A 19,533-nucleotide genomic window follows, 5' to 3' on the forward strand; every position below is an offset into this window, starting at 1 on the left:
TTGGGAAAAACTACTGTTTTTAGTAGATTTTTATTCTAAAATCAAGATAAGAAATAAAATTATACCGTTTACAATAGAAAGTTCCAAAATGGAAATTAATTACAGTATAATATACAAAAAAATAAAAAGGAGACAATATTATGAAGAAAAAAGATATTTTGTTAGGTGCTGGTTTAACAACTATTTTTGTAGGTGCTGGTGCTGTAAATACAACTGCCCATGCAGAAGAGGTTGATTCTGGTAAACCCAAGCCTACGGTGAAGACGACCCCTGTCCATGTTACAGAGCAAGACGTTAAAAATGCCAAAGCTGATGTAGATAAGGCGCAAGCTGATGTCAACGCAAAACAAGGTACTGTAGACAGAGCAAAAACTGAAAAGGTAAAAGCTGATGACAAAATTGACTCCATCAATAAAGACATTGACACTGCTAATAACGCAAACAAAATCATCGATGCACAAAACAATATTATCGCTAGCAAAACAGCGGACAAGACAAACGCAACAAACGATTTGAATACCGCTAAAGATGCCGAACGTGATGCGCATACAGCACTAGACAATGCTAACACCGCAAAAACAGAGGCTGATAATGCCCGTGACACTAAGAAAGCTGATGTGGATACGAAACAAGCAGACCTTGACGCAATCACAGACGCTAATGTACGTAAAAACATCACAAACACAACTAGCAAAATTTCAAACGTTGATAATGATTTGAACGCTAAAGGTGCACAAATCACAGCTACAGACACTAAAATTGCTGCTAAACAAGGGGAAATCGATAACTATAGAGTTAAAGTTATTTCAACAGATTTGAACCCTGATGAACGTAATCACACAGCTCATGATAATCTTAATGATTATGAGTATAACCATGGGTTCTTCCGTAACAACCAAATGGAACCAGTTAATTTCCAAGGTGTTGATATCAAAGAAATTGACGCAACTAAAGATATGGTTGATTTCGCAGAAGCTTTAGCAGCCTATAAGAAAGCGCCATATGATTGGACAACTCGTAAATACAAAGAACGCCCAACATACCGTTACAAGGTAGATAACAAAGGTATTTCAGACGCCTTTGTCAAATTGCTTAATCAACTACGTGTTAATAACAATTTGAAGGGTGATATGGTGGTTGACGATGAGTACCTAGCATACGCGCAAAAACGTGCTGATGAAATGCAGAAAACAGGCGTATTGTCACACCGTACAAGTTTAACAAACAAACCGGGCTATATCAAAGGGGTGCAACCAGACCAGAACGTTGAAAACATCCTTGGCGGGCTATCAGGCCAAATTATCGGTCGCGACGGTGAATATTTGACATTTGACCATATCGTAACTAATGAAACGTTGGCTTATGATATGTTGTTGACATACTACTCGGACTATGCAAATGTACGAGGTTTGAAATACGGACACCGCAAAAACTTATTGACACCAACAGGTGGTAAAATGGGCGTTGCCATTTCAACCGTCGATGGAAAAGATAAAACAACTTATTTCGGTTCATTCAACGCTAGTGCGCACAAAGGTTCAACCTATGAATGGGATGAAAATGACCAAATGTTCCATTCCCTAAACCAAAGCCAAGATGAAAAGGATTATTGGAACCATAGCAACAACTTTAATCAAGATGACCCAATGAACCCAACATTCTATGGTAAAAAGATGAAGTTTATCGCAGACACTCATTATGTGTTTGTTAAACGTCAAATCATCGATGACAGACCAAAAATGCAAGCAGAGTTAGATGCATTGAAAGCTCAAAAAGCGACACAAGAGCGAGAACGTGATGCATTAGTTGCGAAGAAAGCTGATTTAACCCAAGAGTTGGATGCATTAAACGCCCAATTGAATGATATTGCTACAGGTCGCACAAATGCAACAACCGCTCTAAATCAAGCAAAATCTGATTTGGCTACGCTTACAGCAACAGCTCAAGACAAAGCAGATGCAGTCGTTCAAAAACAAAAAGAATTGGATAAAGCAACAGCTCGTGTAAATGATGTAACTGCACGTATCAACACGATTCAAAGTGAAATTGACGCAGCAACAAGTAAACGTGATGATGCTATGCGTGTCCACGCGCAATTGCCACAATTGCGTGCAAGTTTAACACAGGCAGAAGCCGATAGAACGAATGTAGAACAACGTATTGCAGTTGCAGAACAAGACTTGACAGATGCCAAAGCTCGTTTGACACAGGCACAAGCCGACCACAAACATAAATCAGATATCTTTTCAATCGATAAGATGCTAAATCTATATACTAATGGTAACCGTATCATTTCAGCAACACCAAAAGTAGCTCCAACAGTGGATGAATTGCCAGAATTGGATATCACAGCTGACATCCCAAGTGATTTGAATACAAAACAAAATCCTGACGGTATTGGTGCGACACCAAAAGTAGCTCCAACAGTAGATGAATTGCCAGAATTGGATATCACAGCTGACATCCCAAGTGATTTGAATACAAAACAAAATCCTGATGGTATTGGTGCAACACCAAAAGTAGCTCCAACAGTAGATGAATTGCCAGAGTTGGATCCAAGTGCTATCATTGACAAGCCGGCAGATAAACCAGCAGATAAACCAGCGGACAAGCCAGCGAATAAGCCAGCAGATAAACCAGTGGATAAGCCAGCGGATAAGCTAGCGAATAAGCCAGCGAATAAGCCAGCGAATAAGCCAGCGGATAAGCCAGCGGATAAGCCAGCGGATAAGCTAGCGGATAAACCAGCGGATAAGCCAGCAGATAAGCCAGCAGACAAGTCAGCAGATAAACCAGCAGATAAGTCAGCAGACAAGCCGGCAGATAAATCAGCAGAACAATATGCGTTACCAAGTACAGGAGAAAATCCTAGGGTAGCAAATTCAATTGTTACAGTTGGCTACGGATTGTTAGCAATGATTGGCTTGGCAGGGTTCTTTACTAAGCGGAAAGAGACTAAGTAATTATATAGAACTATCTAGTGTCATGCTGGATAGTTTATTTTAAAAAGGAGAAGTAATGGCAGTAGAAGATAAGATTAAAAATCTATTAGATATGTTAGACGGTTATGGTTACCAGTATAAGTTATTTGACGATAAAGTTGTTGTTGAGAATCATTCATCGGATATAATACGAGCAGTAGAGATATTGGAAGAATTTTCTAAATATAATTTGATTCCAATGTACCGAACCACTTCGTTTAAAAACGTACCGAAATTAGTTTATTATTCCTTTATGACAAAACTAGAAGAGATTTATAAAGAAGAAGCAAATAGAATAGGGATAGAATTTAAAGATTTCTATTTAAAGGAAAGATACAAATTAAAGGAATATCCTGAGTATATGCATGCTAGTTTTTCTGATTATGGAACATTTATAATAGATTACTATGATACAGAAAGCTTAGTTATTAAAGGTTGGCCAAAGAATTCTGCGGTGAGTTTGGCTAGTAATGATAGAATAAAACAATATATAAATAAAGACACTTTTACCATAGATTTTAATCGTGTGAAAAATGTGGATAATCAAGCTAATCTGATGTATGGTTATTTAGAGATGATTGATGAAGAGCCTGAATTTTTAGAAGAACTAATTAGAAATCATAGCTCTAGTTTTTAAGTAGGTTTGTTGAGTACACACACGAGGTATTAAATGAGAAATATAAATTATTCAGCATTTTTAAGTGCTAAAGATGCTCTAACTTTTGAAGAATGTCAAAACATTCATCAGACAATTCTAAACAATATTGGTAACGATGAGGAAATTTTAAAAGTATGGTCTGAGTTTTTGCAAGCTAGTATAAGCTATGCTCATATTCGTAGCCAGTGGTTGCTATGGGAACGTGAAGAGCGTCAACAAAAAGATGAAGGGAGAACAGCAAAGCATGAGCGAGTAATATATTGTCTAAAGCTTCTTAGTCGTTATCTAGGGCAAGAAGGTGTGGACGTTTCATGGTTTGATGCTATAGAGGATAACAGAAAGCAAATAGGAGATTTTGCTTGTTATATAGCTTATATCTACTCTATAAATGCTAGATAGAAAATGCAGGCTGATTAATGCCTGCATTTTGGACTTCAATTATTCATTCAAAAGATTTTACTATTTTCATGAATAATTGAAGTGAAAGAATAAAAAAAGAAGAGCTACTCATCTGTGAAGTAGCTCTTCTCTTATATCCGTAATCTCTTTTTATTTATCTGAAAATGTAGAGAAAAATGTAGAGATTCGGCTGATTTGTATTGCAATACATTGAAATTTGAAATCTCAAGAATCGCTTAAAATCAGGGATTCTCACGCCTGCTGACGTGTAGTGAATCTCTATTTAACCTCTGTAAACACAACGTGTTTGCGAAGTTTTGGTGAGTATTTCTTCAATTGAAGACGGTCTGGAGTGTTACGTTTGTTTTTAGAAGTAAGGTACAAGCGTTCACCAGATTCTTTGTGTTCAAGTGTAATATTTACGCGCATGGTATCTCCCTTCTATTATTCAGCTGATGCAGCTTTAGCGATTTTACGTCCTTTGTAGTATCCTTTAAGTGATACACGGTGAGAACGTGAGTAATCTCCAGTAGTTTCGTCAAAGTTTACAGATGGAGCTGTTACTTTGTAGTGTGTACGACGTTTGTTTTTCTTCGCTTTTGAAGTGCGACGTGCAGGTACTGCCATTTTGATTTCTCCTTTAGGTATTTATATTCGATTCAATCTACTGATTTTCATCAACCATACTAGGATAACACATTTTTTTTGTAAAGTAAAGTTACTTGACAAAAAAAGATAAAAAAATTCTCCTGTCCGACCTAGCAGACAGGAGAAGGTGTTAAATATCAATCTCAAATGGTTCGTCAATGGTTTCTGATACGTATTTTCCGTCTTTCTTCCGTTGCTTGACACATTCTGTAAGGAGATATTCGATTTGCCCATTGACTGAACGAAAGTCGTCTTCTGCCCATGATGCGAGTGCAGCGTATAACTTTGTTGAGAGTCGAAGGGGAATCTGCTTTTTTTTAGCTTCAGCCATCTTTAGTAAAGACTTCCTGTGTTGACAATTGGTTGTGCATCATGATTGCCACAGAGGACGACTAGGAGATTTGAAACCATGGCAGCTTTTCGTTCTTCATCAAGCTCTACCAATTCCCCTTCATTGAGACGTTCCAGGGCCATTTCAACCATACCCACAGCGCCATCGACAATCATCTTACGGGCATCAATAATGGCTGATGCTTGTTGGCGTTGAAGCATGACAGCAGCAATTTCTGGTGCGTAAGCTAGGTAAGTGATACGTGCTTCAAGGATTTCCAAACCAGCATCTTCAACGCGACTTTGGATTTCTTCACGAATACGGTTAGCAACAATTTCGCTAGAGCCACGAAGACTACCTTCATCGGCTTGCCCGTCACCTGTAGTATCTACATTAGGAGACACATCGTAAGGATAGATGCGGACAATATTTCGGAGGGCACTATCACATTGTAATGAAAGATATTCTTTGTAGTTGTCAACGTTGAAGACTGCCTTAGCAGTATCGACAACTCTCCAAGTTACCGCGATACCGATTTCTACAGGATTTCCTAGACAATCATTGATTTTTTGGCGAGAATTGCTCAAGGTCATAACCTTGAGGGAAATCTGTTTCTTGCCAATTTCAATATTTACATCATTGCCATTTGATGATTTCATCCCTGAAAAAGGAGATTTCGTGCTAACGTCTCCACTTTGTCCAAGTCGAGTGTGATTTGCAGGGTTAACTGCTACGCTGAAGGGATTGACAAAGTAAAAACCAGGTTCTTTGATGGTACCTGTATAGTTACCAAAAAGAGTCAAAACCAGAGCTTCCTGAGGTTTGACAACTTTTAAACCAGCATGAGCTAGGCCTGTAATTAAGCTTAATAAAAGTCCGATAATAATTCCAAAAATGTTTTCCGAAGCAGCACCCATTATAAGTATAAAGACACCAAGTACGAGTGTCAACTCAATGAGAATTAATGCGAATACACCATTTGGTTTTGAATTGATTAGTTTTTCAGTCATAAGAATGACCTCCTGTTATTTGATATCTAAATGATATCACTTTAATTTATAAAGTCAAGAAATAAATGTAACATTTTTAAAGAAACTATTACTGTATAGAATTTTCTGAAAATTCAAGAATTTTCTTCTGTTCATTGCTTTTAAAATGTGCTATAATGGTAAAAACTGAAATGGGAGGGAACAAATGACTGAATTAGATAAACGTCACCGCAGTAGCATTTATGACAGTATGGTTAAATCACCTAACCGTGCCATGCTTCGTGCGACTGGTATGACAGATAAGGACTTTGAAACACCGATTGTGGGAGTGATTTCGACTTGGGCGGAAAATACACCATGTAACATTCACTTGCATGATTTTGGGAAATTAGCGAAAGAAGGTGTCAAATCGGCAGGCGCTTGGCCTGTTCAGTTTGGGACCATTACCGTAGCGGACGGGATTGCCATGGGAACGCCTGGTATGCGTTTCTCTTTGACATCTCGTGATATCATTGCGGACTCTATAGAGGCGGCTATGGGTGGTCACAACGTCGATGCCTTTGTCGCTATCGGTGGCTGTGACAAGAACATGCCTGGTTCTATGATTGCCATTGCTAATATGGATATTCCAGCTATTTTCTCCTATGGTGGAACTATTGCACCGGGAAATCTTGATGGAAAAGATATTGACTTGGTTTCTGTCTTTGAAGGAATCGGAAAATGGAACCACGGTGACATGACAGCTGAGGACGTGAAACGTCTTGAATGTAATGCCTGCCCTGGCCCTGGTGGCTGTGGTGGTATGTATACAGCTAATACTATGGCGACCGCTATCGAAGTTCTCGGTATGAGTTTGCCAGGATCTTCATCTCACCCAGCTGAATCAGCTGATAAGAAAGAAGATATCGAAGCAGCAGGACGTGCTGTTGTTAAGATGCTGGAACTTGGTCTCAAACCATCTGATATCTTGACTCGTGAAGCCTTTGAAGATGCCATCACTGTAACCATGGCTCTCGGTGGTTCTACAAACGCCACTCTTCACTTGCTTGCTATTGCCCATGCTGCCAATGTTGACTTGTCACTTGAGGACTTCAATACAATCCAAGAACGCGTTCCTCACTTGGCAGACTTAAAACCATCTGGTCAGTATGTCTTCCAAGACCTCTACGAAGTCGGTGGTGTGCCTGCGGTTATGAAATACTTGTTGGCGAATGGCTTCCTTCACGGAGACCGTATCACATGTACTGGTAAGACTGTAGCTGAAAACTTGTCTGACTTTGCAGACCTGACACCAGGTCAAAAAGTTATCATGCCACTTGAAAATCCAAAACGTGCAGATGGTCCGCTTATCATCTTGAACGGGAACCTTGCCCCTGATGGTGCGGTTGCTAAGGTATCAGGTGTGAAAGTGCGTCGTCACGTTGGACCAGCTAAGGTCTTTGATTCAGAAGAAGATGCTATTCAGGCCGTTCTGACAGATGAAATCGTTGATGGCGATGTAGTCGTTGTTCGTTTCGTTGGACCTAAAGGTGGTCCTGGTATGCCTGAGATGCTGTCACTTTCATCAATGATTGTTGGTAAAGGTCAGGGAGACAAGGTTGCCCTCTTGACGGATGGCCGTTTCTCTGGTGGTACTTATGGTCTGGTTGTTGGACATATCGCCCCTGAAGCTCAGGATGGTGGACCGATTGCTTATCTCCGTACAGGCGATATCGTTACGGTTGACCAAGATACCAAAGAAATTTCCATGGCCGTATCCCAAGAAGAACTTGAAAAACGCAAGGCAGAAACAACCTTGCCACCACTTTATAGCCGTGGTGTCCTCGGTAAATATGCCCACATCGTATCATCTGCTTCACGCGGAGCCGTGACAGACTTCTGGAATATGGACAAGTCAGGTAAAAAATAAACTCAAAAAGCAAGCCAATCTCGGCTTGCTTCTTTTCATCTTCAAAAGTGATTTGCCTGCTTATACTCAATAAAAATCAAAGAGCAAACTAGAAAGCTAGGCGCAGGTTGCTCAAAGCACTGCTTTGAGGTTGTGGATAGAACTGACGAAGTCAGCTCAAAACACCGTTTTGAGGTTGCAGATAGAACTGACGAAGTCAGTAACATATACCTACGACAAGCCGACGCTGACGTGGTTTGAAGAGATTTTTGAAGAGTATTAACGAGGTGGTAGTCCAAGGGCAATGCGGCCGTAGCGACTGATTCGTGTGATCTTCCAGGCAGGAGACCAGGTAACTTCAACCTTGACATCTTCGATCCCCTCGATTTGTTTCAGACCTGCCACGATTTCGATAGGCAGGCTTTCTGCACAATCGCAGGCAGTATCGGTGAAGGTCATGACAATCTTGCAGAGACCTGTTTCGTCCAGATTGATTTCATAAATCAGTCCTAGATTGTACACATCCAATTCCACATCTGTATCAAAAACCTTCTCTAGTTTTTCGATAATTTGGTCTTGTAAGGCCAAAGCACGGTCATTGATTTTGATATCGTCTCTCATAGCAGTCCCTCCACGTGATAAATATCCTCTATTTTCTCATAATTCTGACAATTTGGCAAGTTTTTGATGGTTTTTCTGAAAAAATATGATAATATAAAGAAAAGACTAAATTAAGGGGAAGCCTATGGAGCAGATTGGAAAAGTCTTTAGACAATTACGAGAGTCAAGAAATATCTCGCTGAGACAAGCAACTGGGGGACAATTTTCGCCGTCCATGTTATCCCGCTTTGAAACAGGTCAGAGTGAGCTTTCGGTAGAAAAATTTCTATTTGCCCTAGAAAATATATCTGCCAGTGTGGAGGAAATCCTCTTTCTGGCGAGAGGTTTTCAGCATGATACAGATTCTGAGTTGAGAAAAGAAATCATAGATGTCTTGAATCCAAAGAATATAGCTCCGCTTGAGGACTTGTATCGCAGGGAATATCAAAAGCATGCCCATTCTCAAAACAAACAGAAACATATTCTAAATGCCATTATTATCAAGTCTTATATGAAGAGCATGGATGATACGGTAGAGTTAACGTCAGAGGAAAGGAAAGTCCTTCATGACTACTTGTTTTCTACCGAGATTTGGGGAATCTATGAACTCAATTTGTTCTCAGTCAGTTCTCCCTTCTTATCTGTTTCCCTTTTTACTAGATATGTACGAGAAATGATCCGAAAATCCGATTTTCTAATGGAAATGTCTGGAAACCGAAACCTGTTTCACACCATGCTATTGAATGGTTTTTTAGCCAGCATTGAGGGTGAAGAATTTACCAATGCCTCTTATTTTAAACGTGTCATCAAAGAGCATTTCTACAAGGAAAATGAGACCTATTTCCGAATTGTCTATTTGTGGGCAGAAGGTCTTCTTGATAGCAAGCAGGGCAGAGTCAAGGAAGGCCAGAAAAAGATGGAAGATGCTGTCCGTATTTTTGAGATGCTTGGCTGTCACAAATCTGCCGAATACTACAGAAAAACGACCGATTGTTGAATATCTGCAAACTAAGAAAATTATTTGAAATTTGAAGCGATAGAACTCTTGTCCTCTCTCATGTCATCAAAGAGATTTTATCGTTGTTTTGCTTATTTTGTGTGTTGCATATATTCAAAAGTTTACCCTTTCAAATTTCTAAGTGCTATACTGTAGTCATATTTCATATAGGGATTATAACAAGAAGGGAGATTACCTATGAAACTATTGTTCAGAAATCAAGCTTATCGACTCTTGACTTTGTCACGTTTCTTCAATGCTTTTGGTGCTTCGATTTTCAATCTGGTATTTATCGTCTATGCATCGACCCTGCCACAAGCATCTTTTGCGGTTGCTATGGCCAATATTGTCATGATTCTTCCGACTCTCTTTACAGTTTTTGTAGGGATTCGGGCAGATTACACGAGGGACAAGGTCAAATGGATGACTTACAGCGGTTTGTTTCAGGCGGTTTTATTTTTTCTAGCAGCCCTAGTTGTTCAGCAAGCTAGTCTCTTTGCCTTTTCTAGCCTGTGTTTAATCAATGTCATTAGTGATGTCATCAGTGATTTTGCAGGTGGCTTGCGCATGCCTCTTATTAAGGAAAAAGTAGCTGAAGAGGATTTGATGGAGGCTTATTCTTTTTCACAGTTTATCACCTATATTTCAGCCATTGGTGGTCAAGCTTTTGGAGTTTGGCTCTTAGGTCTATCGGTCAACAATTTTTCCCTTGTTGCGGGAATTAATGCCTGTTTTTTCCTAGTATCAGCCTTTATTCTCTTTTTAGGAAAAAGCAAATTGAGTCTGTCAATGTCATCTGCTGATGGTGAAAACCTAAAAAATGAGAAGCTTTCTATCAAAGACCAGTTCCTAACAATTTACCGAAATTTACGTCTTGTTTTTCTTAAAGGTGGACAGAAAAACTTTGGCTTTATGCTCTTTGCTGTCTTGCTTATCAATGCTTTGGGTGGCGCTTTAGGAAGCATCTATAACATCTTCTTTTTGAGCCATTCTCTTTTGGACTTTTCTTACACAGAGGCATTATTTATCAGTCAATTCTGTGCTTTGTTAGCAATCATCATCAGTAGCCTTACGGGCAATGATTATTTTGGGAAGCAGTCCTTGCCTAGATTGATGATGTGGGTGACCGTAGGACTCAGTCTAGTTGGTCTAGCTAATTTATTCAATCAAGTCGTACTTGGTTTACTATTTATCTGTTCAACTCTGTATGTGTCTGGTAAAGTTCAACCAAAGATTAGTGCCTTGCTCCTGAAAAATCTAGCTCCAGAGGTTCTAGCTCGTACCAGTAATTTTTTAGGTTTATTGTTCACCTTATCCATACCTGTGGGAACAGCTTGTTTTTCACTTATAGCTGTATGGAATATACAGTTGACTTGGATGCTATTTGTTGGTCTTTCCTTGCTAGCTATTCTTTTGACAGGTCTTAATCTCAAAAATGATATCTAATACTCTTCGAAAATCTCTTCAAACCACGTCAACGTCGCCTTGCCGTAGGTATGGTTACTGACTTCGTCAGTTCTATCCACAACCTCAAAACACTGTTTTGAGCAACCTGCGGCTAACTTCCTAGTTTGCTTTTTGATTTTCATTGAGTATAAATCCTAATTTTTTCTCACTGTTTTAATCCCTCTATTTATGGTAAAATAAGACTATTAAGTTTAAAGAGGATTCCCTATGAAATTACAAAAACCAAAAGGAACGCAGGATATTTTGCCTGCTGAATCTGCCAAATGGCAGTACGTTGAGGGCTTTGCCCGTGAGATTTTCAAGCGCTACAACTATGCAGAAGTGCGCACGCCTATTTTTGAGCATTACGAGGTCATCAGTCGCTCTGTCGGAGATACAACGGATATCGTAACCAAGGAAATGTATGACTTCTATGACAAGGGTGACCGCCATATCACCCTCCGTCCAGAAGGAACTGCACCCGTTGTCCGTTCCTATGTGGAAAATAAACTCTTCGCCCCAGAAGTGCAAAAGCCAAGCAAGTTCTACTACATGGGACCGATGTTCCGTTATGAGCGTCCACAGGCAGGGCGCTTGCGCCAATTCCATCAGATTGGTGTTGAGTGTTTTGGCTCTAGCAATCCAGCTACCGATGTGGAAACAATCGCGATGGCAGCCCATTTCTTGAAAGAAATCGGCATCCAAGGTGTCAAATTGCACCTTAACACTCTTGGAAATCCTGAGAGCCGTGCTGCCTACCGTCAAGCCTTAATTGATTATTTGACACCGCTCAAGGAGACCTTGTCTAAGGATAGCCAGCGTCGCTTGGAGGAAAATCCTCTCCGTGTCTTGGACTCTAAAGAAAAAGAAGACAAGGTAGCAGTAGAGAATGCGCCTTCTATCTTGGACTTCCTTGATGAAGAAAGCCAAGCTCATTTTGATGCTGTGCGTCAGATGTTGGAAAATCTTGGAGTAGACTATATCATCGATACCAATATGGTGCGTGGTCTGGACTACTACAACCACACCATTTTTGAGTTTATCACTGAGATTGAGGGCAATGACTTGACAGTCTGTGCGGGTGGTCGTTACGATGGTTTGGTTTCTTACTTTGGAGGCCCGGAAACTGCTGGCTTTGGTTTTGGACTTGGTGTAGAGCGCCTGCTTCTCATTCTTGAAAAGCAAGGTGTGGCCCTCCCTATCGAAAACGCCCTAGATGTCTATATCGCAGTCTTGGGTGAAGGAGCAAATGTCAAGGCCTTGGAATTGGTACAAGCCCTTCGCCAACAAGGTTTCAAAGCAGAGCGTGATTACCTCAACCGTAAGCTCAAAGCTCAGTTCAAGTCAGCCGATGTCTTTGCTGCTAAGACCCTCATCACCCTAGGAGAGAGTGAAGTCGAAAGCGGACAAGTGACGGTCAAGAACAATCAAACACGAGAAGAAGTGCAAGTGTCACTTGAGACAATCAGCCAAAACTTCTCAGAAATCTTTGAAAAACTAGGCTTTTAATAGTAGAAAAACTGGTCAGGAACCTACTCCTGACCTTTTTCTTTTGCAAAATGACAAAAATCATAAACTTTTTGACAAATATGCTTGTCAAAAAGAAAAAAGATGTGTTACAATATAAGCAAGTTAAGAGATAAGGAGAAAGGAACGATTATGTGGGCATTAGGATTTGTACCTCTTGTGATTATGTTTTATCTCTATCATACCCAAAGGGTCAAGAAATTAGAGAATAAAATCAAAAGAATTGAGCAAAAACAGAAAGGAAATAACGAAATGTCAAGAATTTTAAAAGAATTGATTGGGAAAACACCGACAATCTTTGGACAAGTTTTTGGAACAGATAACTGGGAAGTTGTGGATGTTGATGAGGAATGGGTCAAGCTACGTCGTGTTGATAAAAAAGGAAAAGAAAAATTCAAACTACAACGCATAGAGGATATCCAAACCGTTGAATTTGACGGAAAGTAGGTCTGTAATATGCAACTAAAAAATCGTCTAAAAGAGCTTCGGGCTCGCGATGGTCTCAATCAAACCGAACTGGCTAAGCTGGCAGGGGTTTCCAGGCAAACCATTAGCCTACTAGAACGGGATGAGTACACCCCGTCCATTATCATTGCCCTGAAAATATCTCAAATTTTCAACGAAACAGTCGAATCGGTATTTCGCTTGGAGGAGGACGAGTGATGAACAAGTATAAAGTGATTTATTACATGAGTGTTCTTGCCCTCATTGTGAATGCTTTCGCTATGATTGGAACATTACTGGGGTGGTTCTATTTTGTTGAAAGTAAGTATTTATTTTGGGTTAACTTAGTCCTCTTGTCCATCTTCAACTGGTTGAAGAAGAAGGAGAAAAATGATGAACAAGTATAAAGTAATCTATTATGTAGTTGCCATAGCTTTATTAGTCAGCGTATTTCTATTGATTGGGATGGACTTAGGCTGCTTTAATCCATATCAAAGTGACCAATTTATTTGGGCCTACTTTGCTCTTATCCCAGTCGTTGACTGGATTGAAAAGAAAGTAAACAATTTAGCGAGTGAAAAAGGAGAATGAATATGAAAAAGAAAAATAAACGTGTCTTGTTATTTTTAATTCCTGTTGTCTTGGGAGCTTTCTTGTATATGTTTGTAGATATGTTGAAGGCTGGTGCCGAATCCCACGGAATTATGTTAGATGTAAAAGTCTTGATACCATGGCTATCAGCTATTGGTTTACTATTAGGTTTTGTTGGTATTCTTTTGACGTTCAATTTCTTAAAGAAAAGCAGAAAATTTCACTCCTTGTATCAAGAGGAAATAGATGATGATCTGAATGAAACCTATTATGTGCAAATGTATCGGAATCTCGAATTTGGAAACATTACTTCTAATATTACAAGTGTAGCGATTTTATTGGCTCTTGTCATCTCAGGTAGTGAAGTAATTGTACTCGATGTAAGTCGTATAACATTTTCCCTTTCCTTTTTGGAATTAGTGCTGTTCTTGCAGAGTCAAAAATATCTTTCTAAAACAATTGCGATTGTTCGTCAGTTTGATTTGGCTCTTTTCTCTACACCGAAGGATGTCTTGAACTATATTAATTCTTATGATGAAGGGGAGCGTCAGGCTAATTTGGAACAGAGTTTTCGGATTTTATTCCAATTAAATCAGTATGTCTTACCAGGCTTATATATTTTTCTTTTTATCATTTCTGTCTTGACAGGAGAGATTCAGCTACTAGCTTTCGTACTTGTCGGAGCCATCCATGTTTATATCAATGTGATGCAGTTACCTATGGTAAAACGCTATTTCAAATAAAGGAGTTTCTATGATTCGTGTTGAAAATGTAAGCAAAAGTTTTGGGAGCAAAAAAGCTCTTCATCAGATTTCTTTTGAGATTAAGGAGGGTGAAATCTTTGGTTTTCTTGGCCCTTCTGGCTCAGGTAAAACAACCATGATCAATGTCTTAACAGGACAGTTGGCTGCAGATCAAGGTAAAACAGTTTTGTTAGGCAAGAATTCTCAAGATTTAACCTCAAATGATTTGGAACAAATTGGTATTGTTAGTGATGGCAGTGGTTTTTATGAAAAGATGAGTCTTTATAAAAATCTTCTCATCTATGCTAAGTTATATGGCCTCAAGGCAGATAGAGTAGTTCAGGTGCTTCAACAGGTTGGATTGGCAGATGCTAAAGATATTATTGCAGAAAAGTTATCTACTGGAATGAAACAACGAATGTTCTTGGCTCGTGCCCTTCTGAATGCTCCTAAGATTCTCTTTCTAGATGAGCCAACCAGTGGCTTAGACCCTACAACATCTAAGATGATTCATACCCTACTTCAAGAATTAAAGCAGGCGGGGACAACTATCTTTCTGACCACGCATGATATGAATGAAGCAACTCTGCTTTGTGATCGCTTATCTCTTTTAAATAAGGGTAACTTAATAGAGTATGGAAGTCCGAAAGATATTATCCAGAAGTACCATGTGGATAAGAAAGTACGTGTGGTTTATAATGATGGACGAGAACAGATAGTCCCATTTGAAGAATTACCACATTTAGACACGACAGATTTGATGGTGGTTCACTCTTGTGAGCCGACTTTAGAAGAGATCTTTATCAGATTGACAGGAGAAAAGTTAGATGTTTAGAAAATTAAATGCCCTACTATGGTTAAGATTACAAGTTATTATTAGTAATTCAACTTTATTGGCGACTCTATTGACGCCTTTTGGATTGACTGTTCTATATAATGCATTCATGAATAAGAATGGAGAATTGAGTACGTCTCTCCTTTCTATGAGTTTGACGATGGTCTTGAGCATGGGAAGTGGTTATATGGTATCGATTATGATGGCAGAAGATAAGGAAAAGCGCAATCTTAAATCACTCATCCTAAGTGGTGTGACAGCAACAGAATATACTCTTAGTATGCTCGTTCTCCCTTCGTTGATTATGTTGCTTGGAATGATTTTACTACCAATCTATCTTAAAGTAGATGTATCGGGTTATTTATTTGCCTATGCTATCTATTTGATTCTAGCAACGATTAGTGTTATTTTTCTCAACCTTCTAATTGGTGCGGTGTCAGATACTCAATCTAAAGCGCAAGTTTATAGTATCTTTCCTATGTTAATTGTCTCTTTTTTACCTATGATTGCTTCTCAAAATGATACGGTTCAAAAAGTGTTGGATTACTCGTTCGTCGGTCCTATTGTAAATCTTTTAAATAAAAAAGGTGGGGAAATATCTTTTTCTAATATCGGTATGTTACTTGCCTGGGTACTTGTATTAGGAATAGCAAACCTCTTTGTATTGAAAAACAGCTATAAAGCAAGATAGGAGATCTATATGAAACTACTTAAAAACCTCGGCTGGTTTCTTCTAGCCATTCTATCCTTTTTATTCATCTATATCTTTATTCAGGGGCTCGCGGCTGCTTCTCTTGCCTTAGGAGCTTCACCCTATGCTGTTACCTTGCTCTATGTGGTCTTGGCTGGAGTTTATGTGTACGGTATTTACAAATGGTATCAGAAAGCTCCTGTTCATATTGAGAAGAGTGGCTTCAACCGATTTATTTGGCTTCCTGCCTTGGTTTGGTTCTTAGCTCTTGTCGTTCAATTCTTCCTGCCTGATGATCCTTCGGTAAATCAGCAAACAGCGACAGACCTGACCTTGGCTCAGCCACTTTTCTCATTCTTTGCTATTAATATTTTTGCTCCTTTGACGGAAGAACTCATCTTTAGAGGGATGTTAGCACGCTATCTCTTTCCTAAGCAGGACAATAGCAAACAAACTCTGCTTTTCCTTCTGGTAACTAGTGTTCTGTTTGCCTTGATTCATTCTCCAGGAACTTTGCAACAGTTTTTAGTTTATGCTAGTCTAGGATTGAGTTTGGGTCTGGCTTATGTAAGCCGAAAAGGTCTTCTTTACAGTATTTCTCTCCACGCTTTGAATAATTTAGTCAGCTTTTTGATGATTCTCATGCTATAATAGAGTCAGGAGGTCACATGAAACGAGTAATTTTATTAGCAGTGATTCAAGCAGTTGTTCTATTTTTCATCATTGGAGCGCTAGCTTATGCCTTTAAGGGAGATTTCTTCTATAGCCATTTAGCAGTGGTCTTTGCCCCTATTGCAGGTATCTGGCGTTTTGGGACAGCTTACACAACGGAAATCGTCTTGCCTCGAAAGGCAGCCGAAATCGCTGAAAAGCGTAAAGCAGGCAAAAATTCAAAATAAAAGAGTCCGATGAAGTTCATCGGATTTTTGTATTAGCGCTAATTTTTAGGGTCGTCACTTGATTTTTAAAGACAGGCAAACTTTTCTGCTGATTTTCATGAAGAGCCTGCGCTTTTATGGTAAAATAGTAACAGAATAAAAGAGGAGAGAAACAATGAAACGTAGTATGTATGCTGGTCGTGTTCGTGAGGAACACATCGGACAAGAAATAACCTTGAAAGGATGGGTAGGCCGTCGTCGTGACCTTGGTGGTTTGATCTTTATCGACCTTCGTGACCGTGAAGGAATCATGCAGTTGGTTATCAACCCTGAAAAAGTCTCTGCAGAGGTCATGGCAACAGCTGAAAGCCTTCGTAGCGAATTTGTTATCGAGGTGACTGGACAGGTCGCTGCGCGTGAGCAAGCCAATGATAAGTTGCCAACTGGTGCAGTTGAGTTAAACGTGACAGCTTTGACAGTGCTTAATACAGCTAAGACAACACCATTTGAGATTAAGGATGGTATTGAGGCCAATGACGATACACGTTTGCGTTACCGTTACCTTGACCTTCGTCGTCCAGAAATGTTGGAAAATCTTAAACTTCGTGCTAAGGTGACCCACTCTATCCGCAACTACTTGGATGAGTTGGAGTTTATCGACGTGGAGACACCATTCCTTTCTAAGTCAACGCCTGAAGGGGCGCGTGACTATTTGGTGCCGTCTCGTGTTAATAAAGGGCATTTTTACGCGCTTCCTCAAAGTCCACAAATCACGAAACAACTCTTGATGAATGCTGGTTTTGACCGCTACTATCAAATCGTCAAATGTTTCCGTGACGAGGACTTGCGTGGAGACCGCCAGCCTGAGTTTACCCAGGTCGACTTGGAAACGTCTTTCCTTACTGAGCAAGAAATCCAAGATATCACAGAAGGTTTGATTGCGCGCGTGATGAAAGAAACTAAAGGCATCGAAGTGACGCTTCCATTCCCTCGTATGAAATACGATGAAGCTATGGCTCTTTACGGTTCTGACAAGCCAGATACCCGTTTTGACATGTTGCTTCAGGACTTGACAGAAGTGGTCACAGGTGTAGACTTTAAAGTTTTTTCAGAAGCACCTGCTGTAAAAGCAATTGTAGTCAAAGGCGCTGCGGACAACTATTCACGTAAAGACATCGACAAGATGACGGAAGTAGCCAAACAGTATGGTGCCAAAGGTCTTGCCTGGGTCAAGGTGGCTGATGGGGAATTAAACGGACCAGTTGCTAAGTTCTTGACTGGCATCCAAGCAGAATTGACAACAGCGCTTGCGCTTGAAGATAAGGACTTGGTTCTCTTTGTGGCGGATACGCTTGAAGTGACCAATGCAACTCTTGGTGCCCTTCGTGGACGTATTGCCAAAGAGCTTGGCTTGATTGATAGCGATAAATTCAACTTCCTTTGGGTAGTTGACTGGCCAATGTTTGAATGGTCTGAAGAAGAAGGCCGTTACATGAGTGCTCACCATCCATTTACCCTTCCACAGGAAGAGACTGCTCACGAATTAGAAGGTGAGTTGGCTAAAGTTCGTGCCATTGCTTACGATATCGTTTTGAACGGTTATGAGCTTGGTGGTGGTAGCCTCCGTATCAATCAAAAAGACCTTCAAGAACGCATGTTCAAGGCTCTTGGTTTCTCAGCTGAAGAAGCAAATGACCAGTTTGGTTTCCTTCTTGAAGCCATGGACTATGGTTTCCCACCACACGGTGGTTTGGCTATTGGACTTGACCGTTTTGTTATGTTGCTTGCTGGAGAAGAAAATATCCGTGAAGTCATTGCTTTCCCTAAAAACAATAAGGCAACTGACCCAATGACACAAGCTCCTTCAACAGTCGCTCTCAAACAACTAGAGGAACTCAGCTTACAAGTAGAAGAAGATGAAACAAGCAAAACGAATTAAGCGGTGGCGCTATTATCTGCGCCGCTTTGCTCATCAGATAAAAATTTTACGTGTCTTACAAAGCATCTCTCGAGAAAAATATGATGAGAAGATTTCGGCCTCTCTAGTTTATGGTTTTCTATCAGCAGTAGCGGTCAATTTCTTTTTCCAACCAGGACATGTGTATTCGAGTGGTGCGACAGGTCTGGCACAGATTATCTCTGCCTTGAGTAATCACTGGTTTGGTTTTCATATTCCAATCTCATTGGCTTTCTATGCTATTAATTTCCCTTTGATGGTTTTAGCTTGGTATCAGATTGGCCATAAGTTCACCGTCTTTACCTTTATCACGGTATCCATGAGTTCCTTCTTTATTCAGTTTGTCCCTGTGGCGACCTTGACGGAGGATCCCATTATCAATGCCCTTTTTGGGGGTGTTGTCATGGGCTTGGGGATTGGTTTTGCTCTTCGAAACAATATCTCCAGTGGTGGGACGGATATCGTCAGCCTGACCATTCGCAAGAAAACAGGTAAGAATGTCGGTAGTATTTCTTTCTTGGTAAATGGGACCATCATGCTGATAGCTGGTTTGACCTTTGGTTGGAAATACGCTCTCTACTCTATGATTACCATCTTTGTCTCTAGCCGTGTCACAGACGCAGTCTTTACCAAGCAAAAACGCATGCAGGCCATGATTGTGACCAATCATCCAGACAAGGTAATTGAAAAAATCCATAAAAAATTGCACCGCGGTGCAACCATGATCCACGATGCAGAAGGAACCTATAATCACGAGAGAAAGGCAGTTTTAATCACTGTCATTACACGTGCAGAGTTTAATGAATTTAAACAGATTATGAAACAGGTGGATCCAAGCGCCTTTGTCTCTGTATCGGAGAATGTTCATATTCTGGGACGGTTCGTTGAAACAGACAATTAGTAACTAAAAAAACCAGCGCGAGCTGGTTT

General features: G+C 40.1%; 22 protein-coding genes and 1 pseudogene. 18 read left to right on the forward strand and 5 right to left on the reverse strand.

The annotated features are described in order from the left end of the window. Positions 1 to 140 precede the first annotated feature (140 nt). The 3 genes from D8787_RS03305 to D8787_RS03315 are packed head-to-tail and all read left to right on the forward strand — an operon-like array spanning position 141 to position 4,038. On the forward strand, positions 141 to 2,963 hold the full coding sequence (locus tag D8787_RS03305) for a CAP domain-containing protein (protein ID WP_125420747.1): 2,823 nt from the start codon (positions 141 to 143) through the stop codon (positions 2,961 to 2,963). Positions 2,964 to 3,018: 55 nt separating this feature from the next. Beyond that, a complete protein-coding gene (locus D8787_RS03310; RefSeq protein WP_125420749.1) occupies positions 3,019 to 3,618 on the forward strand; it encodes a hypothetical protein in 600 nt (199 codons plus the stop codon). Between the two features lie 33 nt (positions 3,619 to 3,651). Beyond that, the gene (locus D8787_RS03315; protein ID WP_020900525.1) at positions 3,652 to 4,038 is read left to right on the forward strand and encodes a hypothetical protein; all 387 of its coding nucleotides are present in this window, start codon (positions 3,652 to 3,654) and stop codon (positions 4,036 to 4,038) included. 279 nt (positions 4,039 to 4,317) lie between these two features. On the opposite strand, the gene rpmG is transcribed toward D8787_RS03315, so the two are convergent. The 4 genes from rpmG to D8787_RS03335 all read right to left on the reverse strand — a co-directional run bounded on the left by rpmG (position 4,318) and on the right by D8787_RS03335 (position 6,027). Then, positions 4,318 to 4,467, reverse strand: a complete 150-nt coding sequence (gene rpmG / locus D8787_RS03320; protein WP_001265622.1) for a 50S ribosomal protein L33 — start codon at positions 4,465 to 4,467, stop codon at positions 4,318 to 4,320. A gap of 15 nt (positions 4,468 to 4,482) precedes the next feature. Beyond that, positions 4,483 to 4,665: a 50S ribosomal protein L32 gene (gene rpmF / locus D8787_RS03325; protein WP_000290417.1), complete on the reverse strand. Its 183-nt coding sequence runs from the start codon at positions 4,663 to 4,665 to the stop codon at positions 4,483 to 4,485. A gap of 151 nt (positions 4,666 to 4,816) precedes the next feature. Then, positions 4,817 to 5,017, reverse strand: coding sequence for a PTS ascorbate transporter subunit IIC (locus tag D8787_RS03330; RefSeq protein WP_000796544.1), 201 nt, complete (start codon positions 5,015 to 5,017; stop codon positions 4,817 to 4,819). A 2-nt stretch (positions 5,018 to 5,019) separates the two neighbouring features. Beyond that, positions 5,020 to 6,027: an SPFH domain-containing protein gene (locus D8787_RS03335; protein WP_125420751.1), complete on the reverse strand. Its 1,008-nt coding sequence runs from the start codon at positions 6,025 to 6,027 to the stop codon at positions 5,020 to 5,022. A 184-nt stretch (positions 6,028 to 6,211) separates the two neighbouring features. Here D8787_RS03335 and ilvD point away from each other — a divergent pair, with 184 nt between their 5' ends. Further along, the gene (gene ilvD, locus D8787_RS03340) at positions 6,212 to 7,915 is read left to right on the forward strand and encodes a dihydroxy-acid dehydratase (RefSeq protein WP_125420753.1); all 1,704 of its coding nucleotides are present in this window, start codon (positions 6,212 to 6,214) and stop codon (positions 7,913 to 7,915) included. Positions 7,916 to 8,173: 258 nt separating this feature from the next. Here the strand turns inward: ilvD and D8787_RS03350 are convergent, their stop codons facing one another. Then, a complete protein-coding gene (locus D8787_RS03350) occupies positions 8,174 to 8,515 on the reverse strand; it encodes a metal-sulfur cluster assembly factor (RefSeq protein WP_001204052.1) in 342 nt (113 codons plus the stop codon). A gap of 124 nt (positions 8,516 to 8,639) precedes the next feature. Here D8787_RS03350 and D8787_RS03360 point away from each other — a divergent pair, with 124 nt between their 5' ends. The 14 genes and pseudogenes from D8787_RS03360 (at position 8,640) to D8787_RS03430 (ending at position 19,504) form a co-directional block, all read left to right on the forward strand. Beyond that, positions 8,640 to 9,491: a helix-turn-helix domain-containing protein gene (locus tag D8787_RS03360; RefSeq protein WP_125420755.1), complete on the forward strand. Its 852-nt coding sequence runs from the start codon at positions 8,640 to 8,642 to the stop codon at positions 9,489 to 9,491. 198 nt (positions 9,492 to 9,689) lie between these two features. Then, complete coding sequence (locus D8787_RS03365; RefSeq protein WP_125420757.1) at positions 9,690 to 10,937, forward strand: transporter; 1,248 nt, start codon at positions 9,690 to 9,692, stop codon at positions 10,935 to 10,937. Positions 10,938 to 11,165: 228 nt separating this feature from the next. Next, positions 11,166 to 12,446, forward strand: coding sequence for a histidine--tRNA ligase (hisS, locus tag D8787_RS03375; RefSeq protein ID WP_101776924.1), 1,281 nt, complete (start codon positions 11,166 to 11,168; stop codon positions 12,444 to 12,446). Continuing rightward, positions 12,446 to 12,911, forward strand: a pseudogene (locus tag D8787_RS12050) (hypothetical protein). Before hisS ends, D8787_RS12050 begins: the two are co-directional and overlap by 1 nt. A 9-nt stretch (positions 12,912 to 12,920) precedes the next feature. Beyond that, positions 12,921 to 13,127, forward strand: coding sequence for a helix-turn-helix transcriptional regulator (locus D8787_RS03385; protein WP_020902358.1), 207 nt, complete (start codon positions 12,921 to 12,923; stop codon positions 13,125 to 13,127). Further along, positions 13,127 to 13,315: a hypothetical protein gene (locus D8787_RS03390; RefSeq protein ID WP_049513531.1), complete on the forward strand. Its 189-nt coding sequence runs from the start codon at positions 13,127 to 13,129 to the stop codon at positions 13,313 to 13,315. Before D8787_RS03385 ends, D8787_RS03390 begins: the two co-directional genes overlap by 1 nt. Further along, entirely contained in the window at positions 13,302 to 13,499 is a 198-nt protein-coding gene (locus D8787_RS03395) for a hypothetical protein (protein WP_125420761.1), read from the forward strand. Before D8787_RS03390 ends, D8787_RS03395 begins: the two co-directional genes overlap by 14 nt. A gap of 2 nt (positions 13,500 to 13,501) precedes the next feature. Then, positions 13,502 to 14,242: a DUF3169 family protein gene (locus D8787_RS03400; RefSeq protein WP_185776738.1), complete on the forward strand. Its 741-nt coding sequence runs from the start codon at positions 13,502 to 13,504 to the stop codon at positions 14,240 to 14,242. Positions 14,243 to 14,252: 10 nt separating this feature from the next. Further along, a complete protein-coding gene (locus tag D8787_RS03405) occupies positions 14,253 to 15,077 on the forward strand; it encodes an ABC transporter ATP-binding protein (protein WP_125420765.1) in 825 nt (274 codons plus the stop codon). Then, a complete protein-coding gene (locus D8787_RS03410) occupies positions 15,070 to 15,768 on the forward strand; it encodes an ABC transporter permease (protein ID WP_125420767.1) in 699 nt (232 codons plus the stop codon). Before D8787_RS03405 ends, D8787_RS03410 begins: the two co-directional genes overlap by 8 nt. 9 nt (positions 15,769 to 15,777) lie before the next feature. Next, positions 15,778 to 16,419, forward strand: coding sequence for a CPBP family intramembrane glutamic endopeptidase (locus tag D8787_RS03415; RefSeq protein WP_125420769.1), 642 nt, complete (start codon positions 15,778 to 15,780; stop codon positions 16,417 to 16,419). 17 nt (positions 16,420 to 16,436) lie between these two features. Further along, on the forward strand, positions 16,437 to 16,667 hold the full coding sequence (locus D8787_RS03420; protein WP_033682917.1) for a hypothetical protein: 231 nt from the start codon (positions 16,437 to 16,439) through the stop codon (positions 16,665 to 16,667). Between the two features lie 154 nt (positions 16,668 to 16,821). After that, the gene (aspS, locus tag D8787_RS03425) at positions 16,822 to 18,585 is read left to right on the forward strand and encodes an aspartate--tRNA ligase (RefSeq protein ID WP_125420771.1); all 1,764 of its coding nucleotides are present in this window, start codon (positions 16,822 to 16,824) and stop codon (positions 18,583 to 18,585) included. After that, positions 18,563 to 19,504: a YitT family protein gene (locus D8787_RS03430; protein WP_125420773.1), complete on the forward strand. Its 942-nt coding sequence runs from the start codon at positions 18,563 to 18,565 to the stop codon at positions 19,502 to 19,504. Before aspS ends, D8787_RS03430 begins: the two co-directional genes overlap by 23 nt. Positions 19,505 to 19,533 lie beyond the last annotated feature (29 nt).

Source organism: Streptococcus mitis (genome assembly GCF_003944325.1).
Taxonomy (GTDB): Bacteria; Bacillota; Bacilli; order Lactobacillales; family Streptococcaceae; genus Streptococcus; species Streptococcus mitis_CW.

What these genes read in the sequence shown, in the direction of transcription:
- aspS (WP_125420771.1), top strand. Translation starts at nt 16,822, where the DNA reads ATGAAACGTAGTATGTATGCTGGTCGTGTTCGTGAGGAACACATCGGA.
- D8787_RS03400 (WP_185776738.1), top strand. Translation starts at nt 13,502, where the DNA reads ATGAAAAAGAAAAATAAACGTGTCTTGTTATTTTTAATTCCTGTTGTC.
- D8787_RS03415 (WP_125420769.1), top strand. Translation starts at nt 15,778, where the DNA reads ATGAAACTACTTAAAAACCTCGGCTGGTTTCTTCTAGCCATTCTATCC.
- rpmF (WP_000290417.1), bottom strand. Translation starts at nt 4,665, where the DNA reads ATGGCAGTACCTGCACGTCGCACTTCAAAAGCGAAGAAAAACAAACGT.
- D8787_RS03430 (WP_125420773.1), top strand. Translation starts at nt 18,563, where the DNA reads ATGAAACAAGCAAAACGAATTAAGCGGTGGCGCTATTATCTGCGCCGC.
- ilvD (WP_125420753.1), top strand. Translation starts at nt 6,212, where the DNA reads ATGACTGAATTAGATAAACGTCACCGCAGTAGCATTTATGACAGTATG.
- D8787_RS03310 (WP_125420749.1), top strand. Translation starts at nt 3,019, where the DNA reads ATGGCAGTAGAAGATAAGATTAAAAATCTATTAGATATGTTAGACGGT.
- D8787_RS03360 (WP_125420755.1), top strand. Translation starts at nt 8,640, where the DNA reads ATGGAGCAGATTGGAAAAGTCTTTAGACAATTACGAGAGTCAAGAAAT.
- D8787_RS03330 (WP_000796544.1), bottom strand. Translation starts at nt 5,017, where the DNA reads ATGGCTGAAGCTAAAAAAAAGCAGATTCCCCTTCGACTCTCAACAAAG.
- D8787_RS03315 (WP_020900525.1), top strand. Translation starts at nt 3,652, where the DNA reads ATGAGAAATATAAATTATTCAGCATTTTTAAGTGCTAAAGATGCTCTA.
- D8787_RS03420 (WP_033682917.1), top strand. Translation starts at nt 16,437, where the DNA reads ATGAAACGAGTAATTTTATTAGCAGTGATTCAAGCAGTTGTTCTATTT.
- D8787_RS03410 (WP_125420767.1), top strand. Translation starts at nt 15,070, where the DNA reads ATGTTTAGAAAATTAAATGCCCTACTATGGTTAAGATTACAAGTTATT.
- D8787_RS03385 (WP_020902358.1), top strand. Translation starts at nt 12,921, where the DNA reads ATGCAACTAAAAAATCGTCTAAAAGAGCTTCGGGCTCGCGATGGTCTC.
- D8787_RS03395 (WP_125420761.1), top strand. Translation starts at nt 13,302, where the DNA reads ATGAACAAGTATAAAGTAATCTATTATGTAGTTGCCATAGCTTTATTA.
- D8787_RS03305 (WP_125420747.1), top strand. Translation starts at nt 141, where the DNA reads ATGAAGAAAAAAGATATTTTGTTAGGTGCTGGTTTAACAACTATTTTT.
- D8787_RS03335 (WP_125420751.1), bottom strand. Translation starts at nt 6,027, where the DNA reads ATGACTGAAAAACTAATCAATTCAAAACCAAATGGTGTATTCGCATTA.
- rpmG (WP_001265622.1), bottom strand. Translation starts at nt 4,467, where the DNA reads ATGCGCGTAAATATTACACTTGAACACAAAGAATCTGGTGAACGCTTG.
- D8787_RS03405 (WP_125420765.1), top strand. Translation starts at nt 14,253, where the DNA reads ATGATTCGTGTTGAAAATGTAAGCAAAAGTTTTGGGAGCAAAAAAGCT.
- D8787_RS03350 (WP_001204052.1), bottom strand. Translation starts at nt 8,515, where the DNA reads ATGAGAGACGATATCAAAATCAATGACCGTGCTTTGGCCTTACAAGAC.
- hisS (WP_101776924.1), top strand. Translation starts at nt 11,166, where the DNA reads ATGAAATTACAAAAACCAAAAGGAACGCAGGATATTTTGCCTGCTGAA.
- D8787_RS03390 (WP_049513531.1), top strand. Translation starts at nt 13,127, where the DNA reads ATGAACAAGTATAAAGTGATTTATTACATGAGTGTTCTTGCCCTCATT.
- D8787_RS03365 (WP_125420757.1), top strand. Translation starts at nt 9,690, where the DNA reads ATGAAACTATTGTTCAGAAATCAAGCTTATCGACTCTTGACTTTGTCA.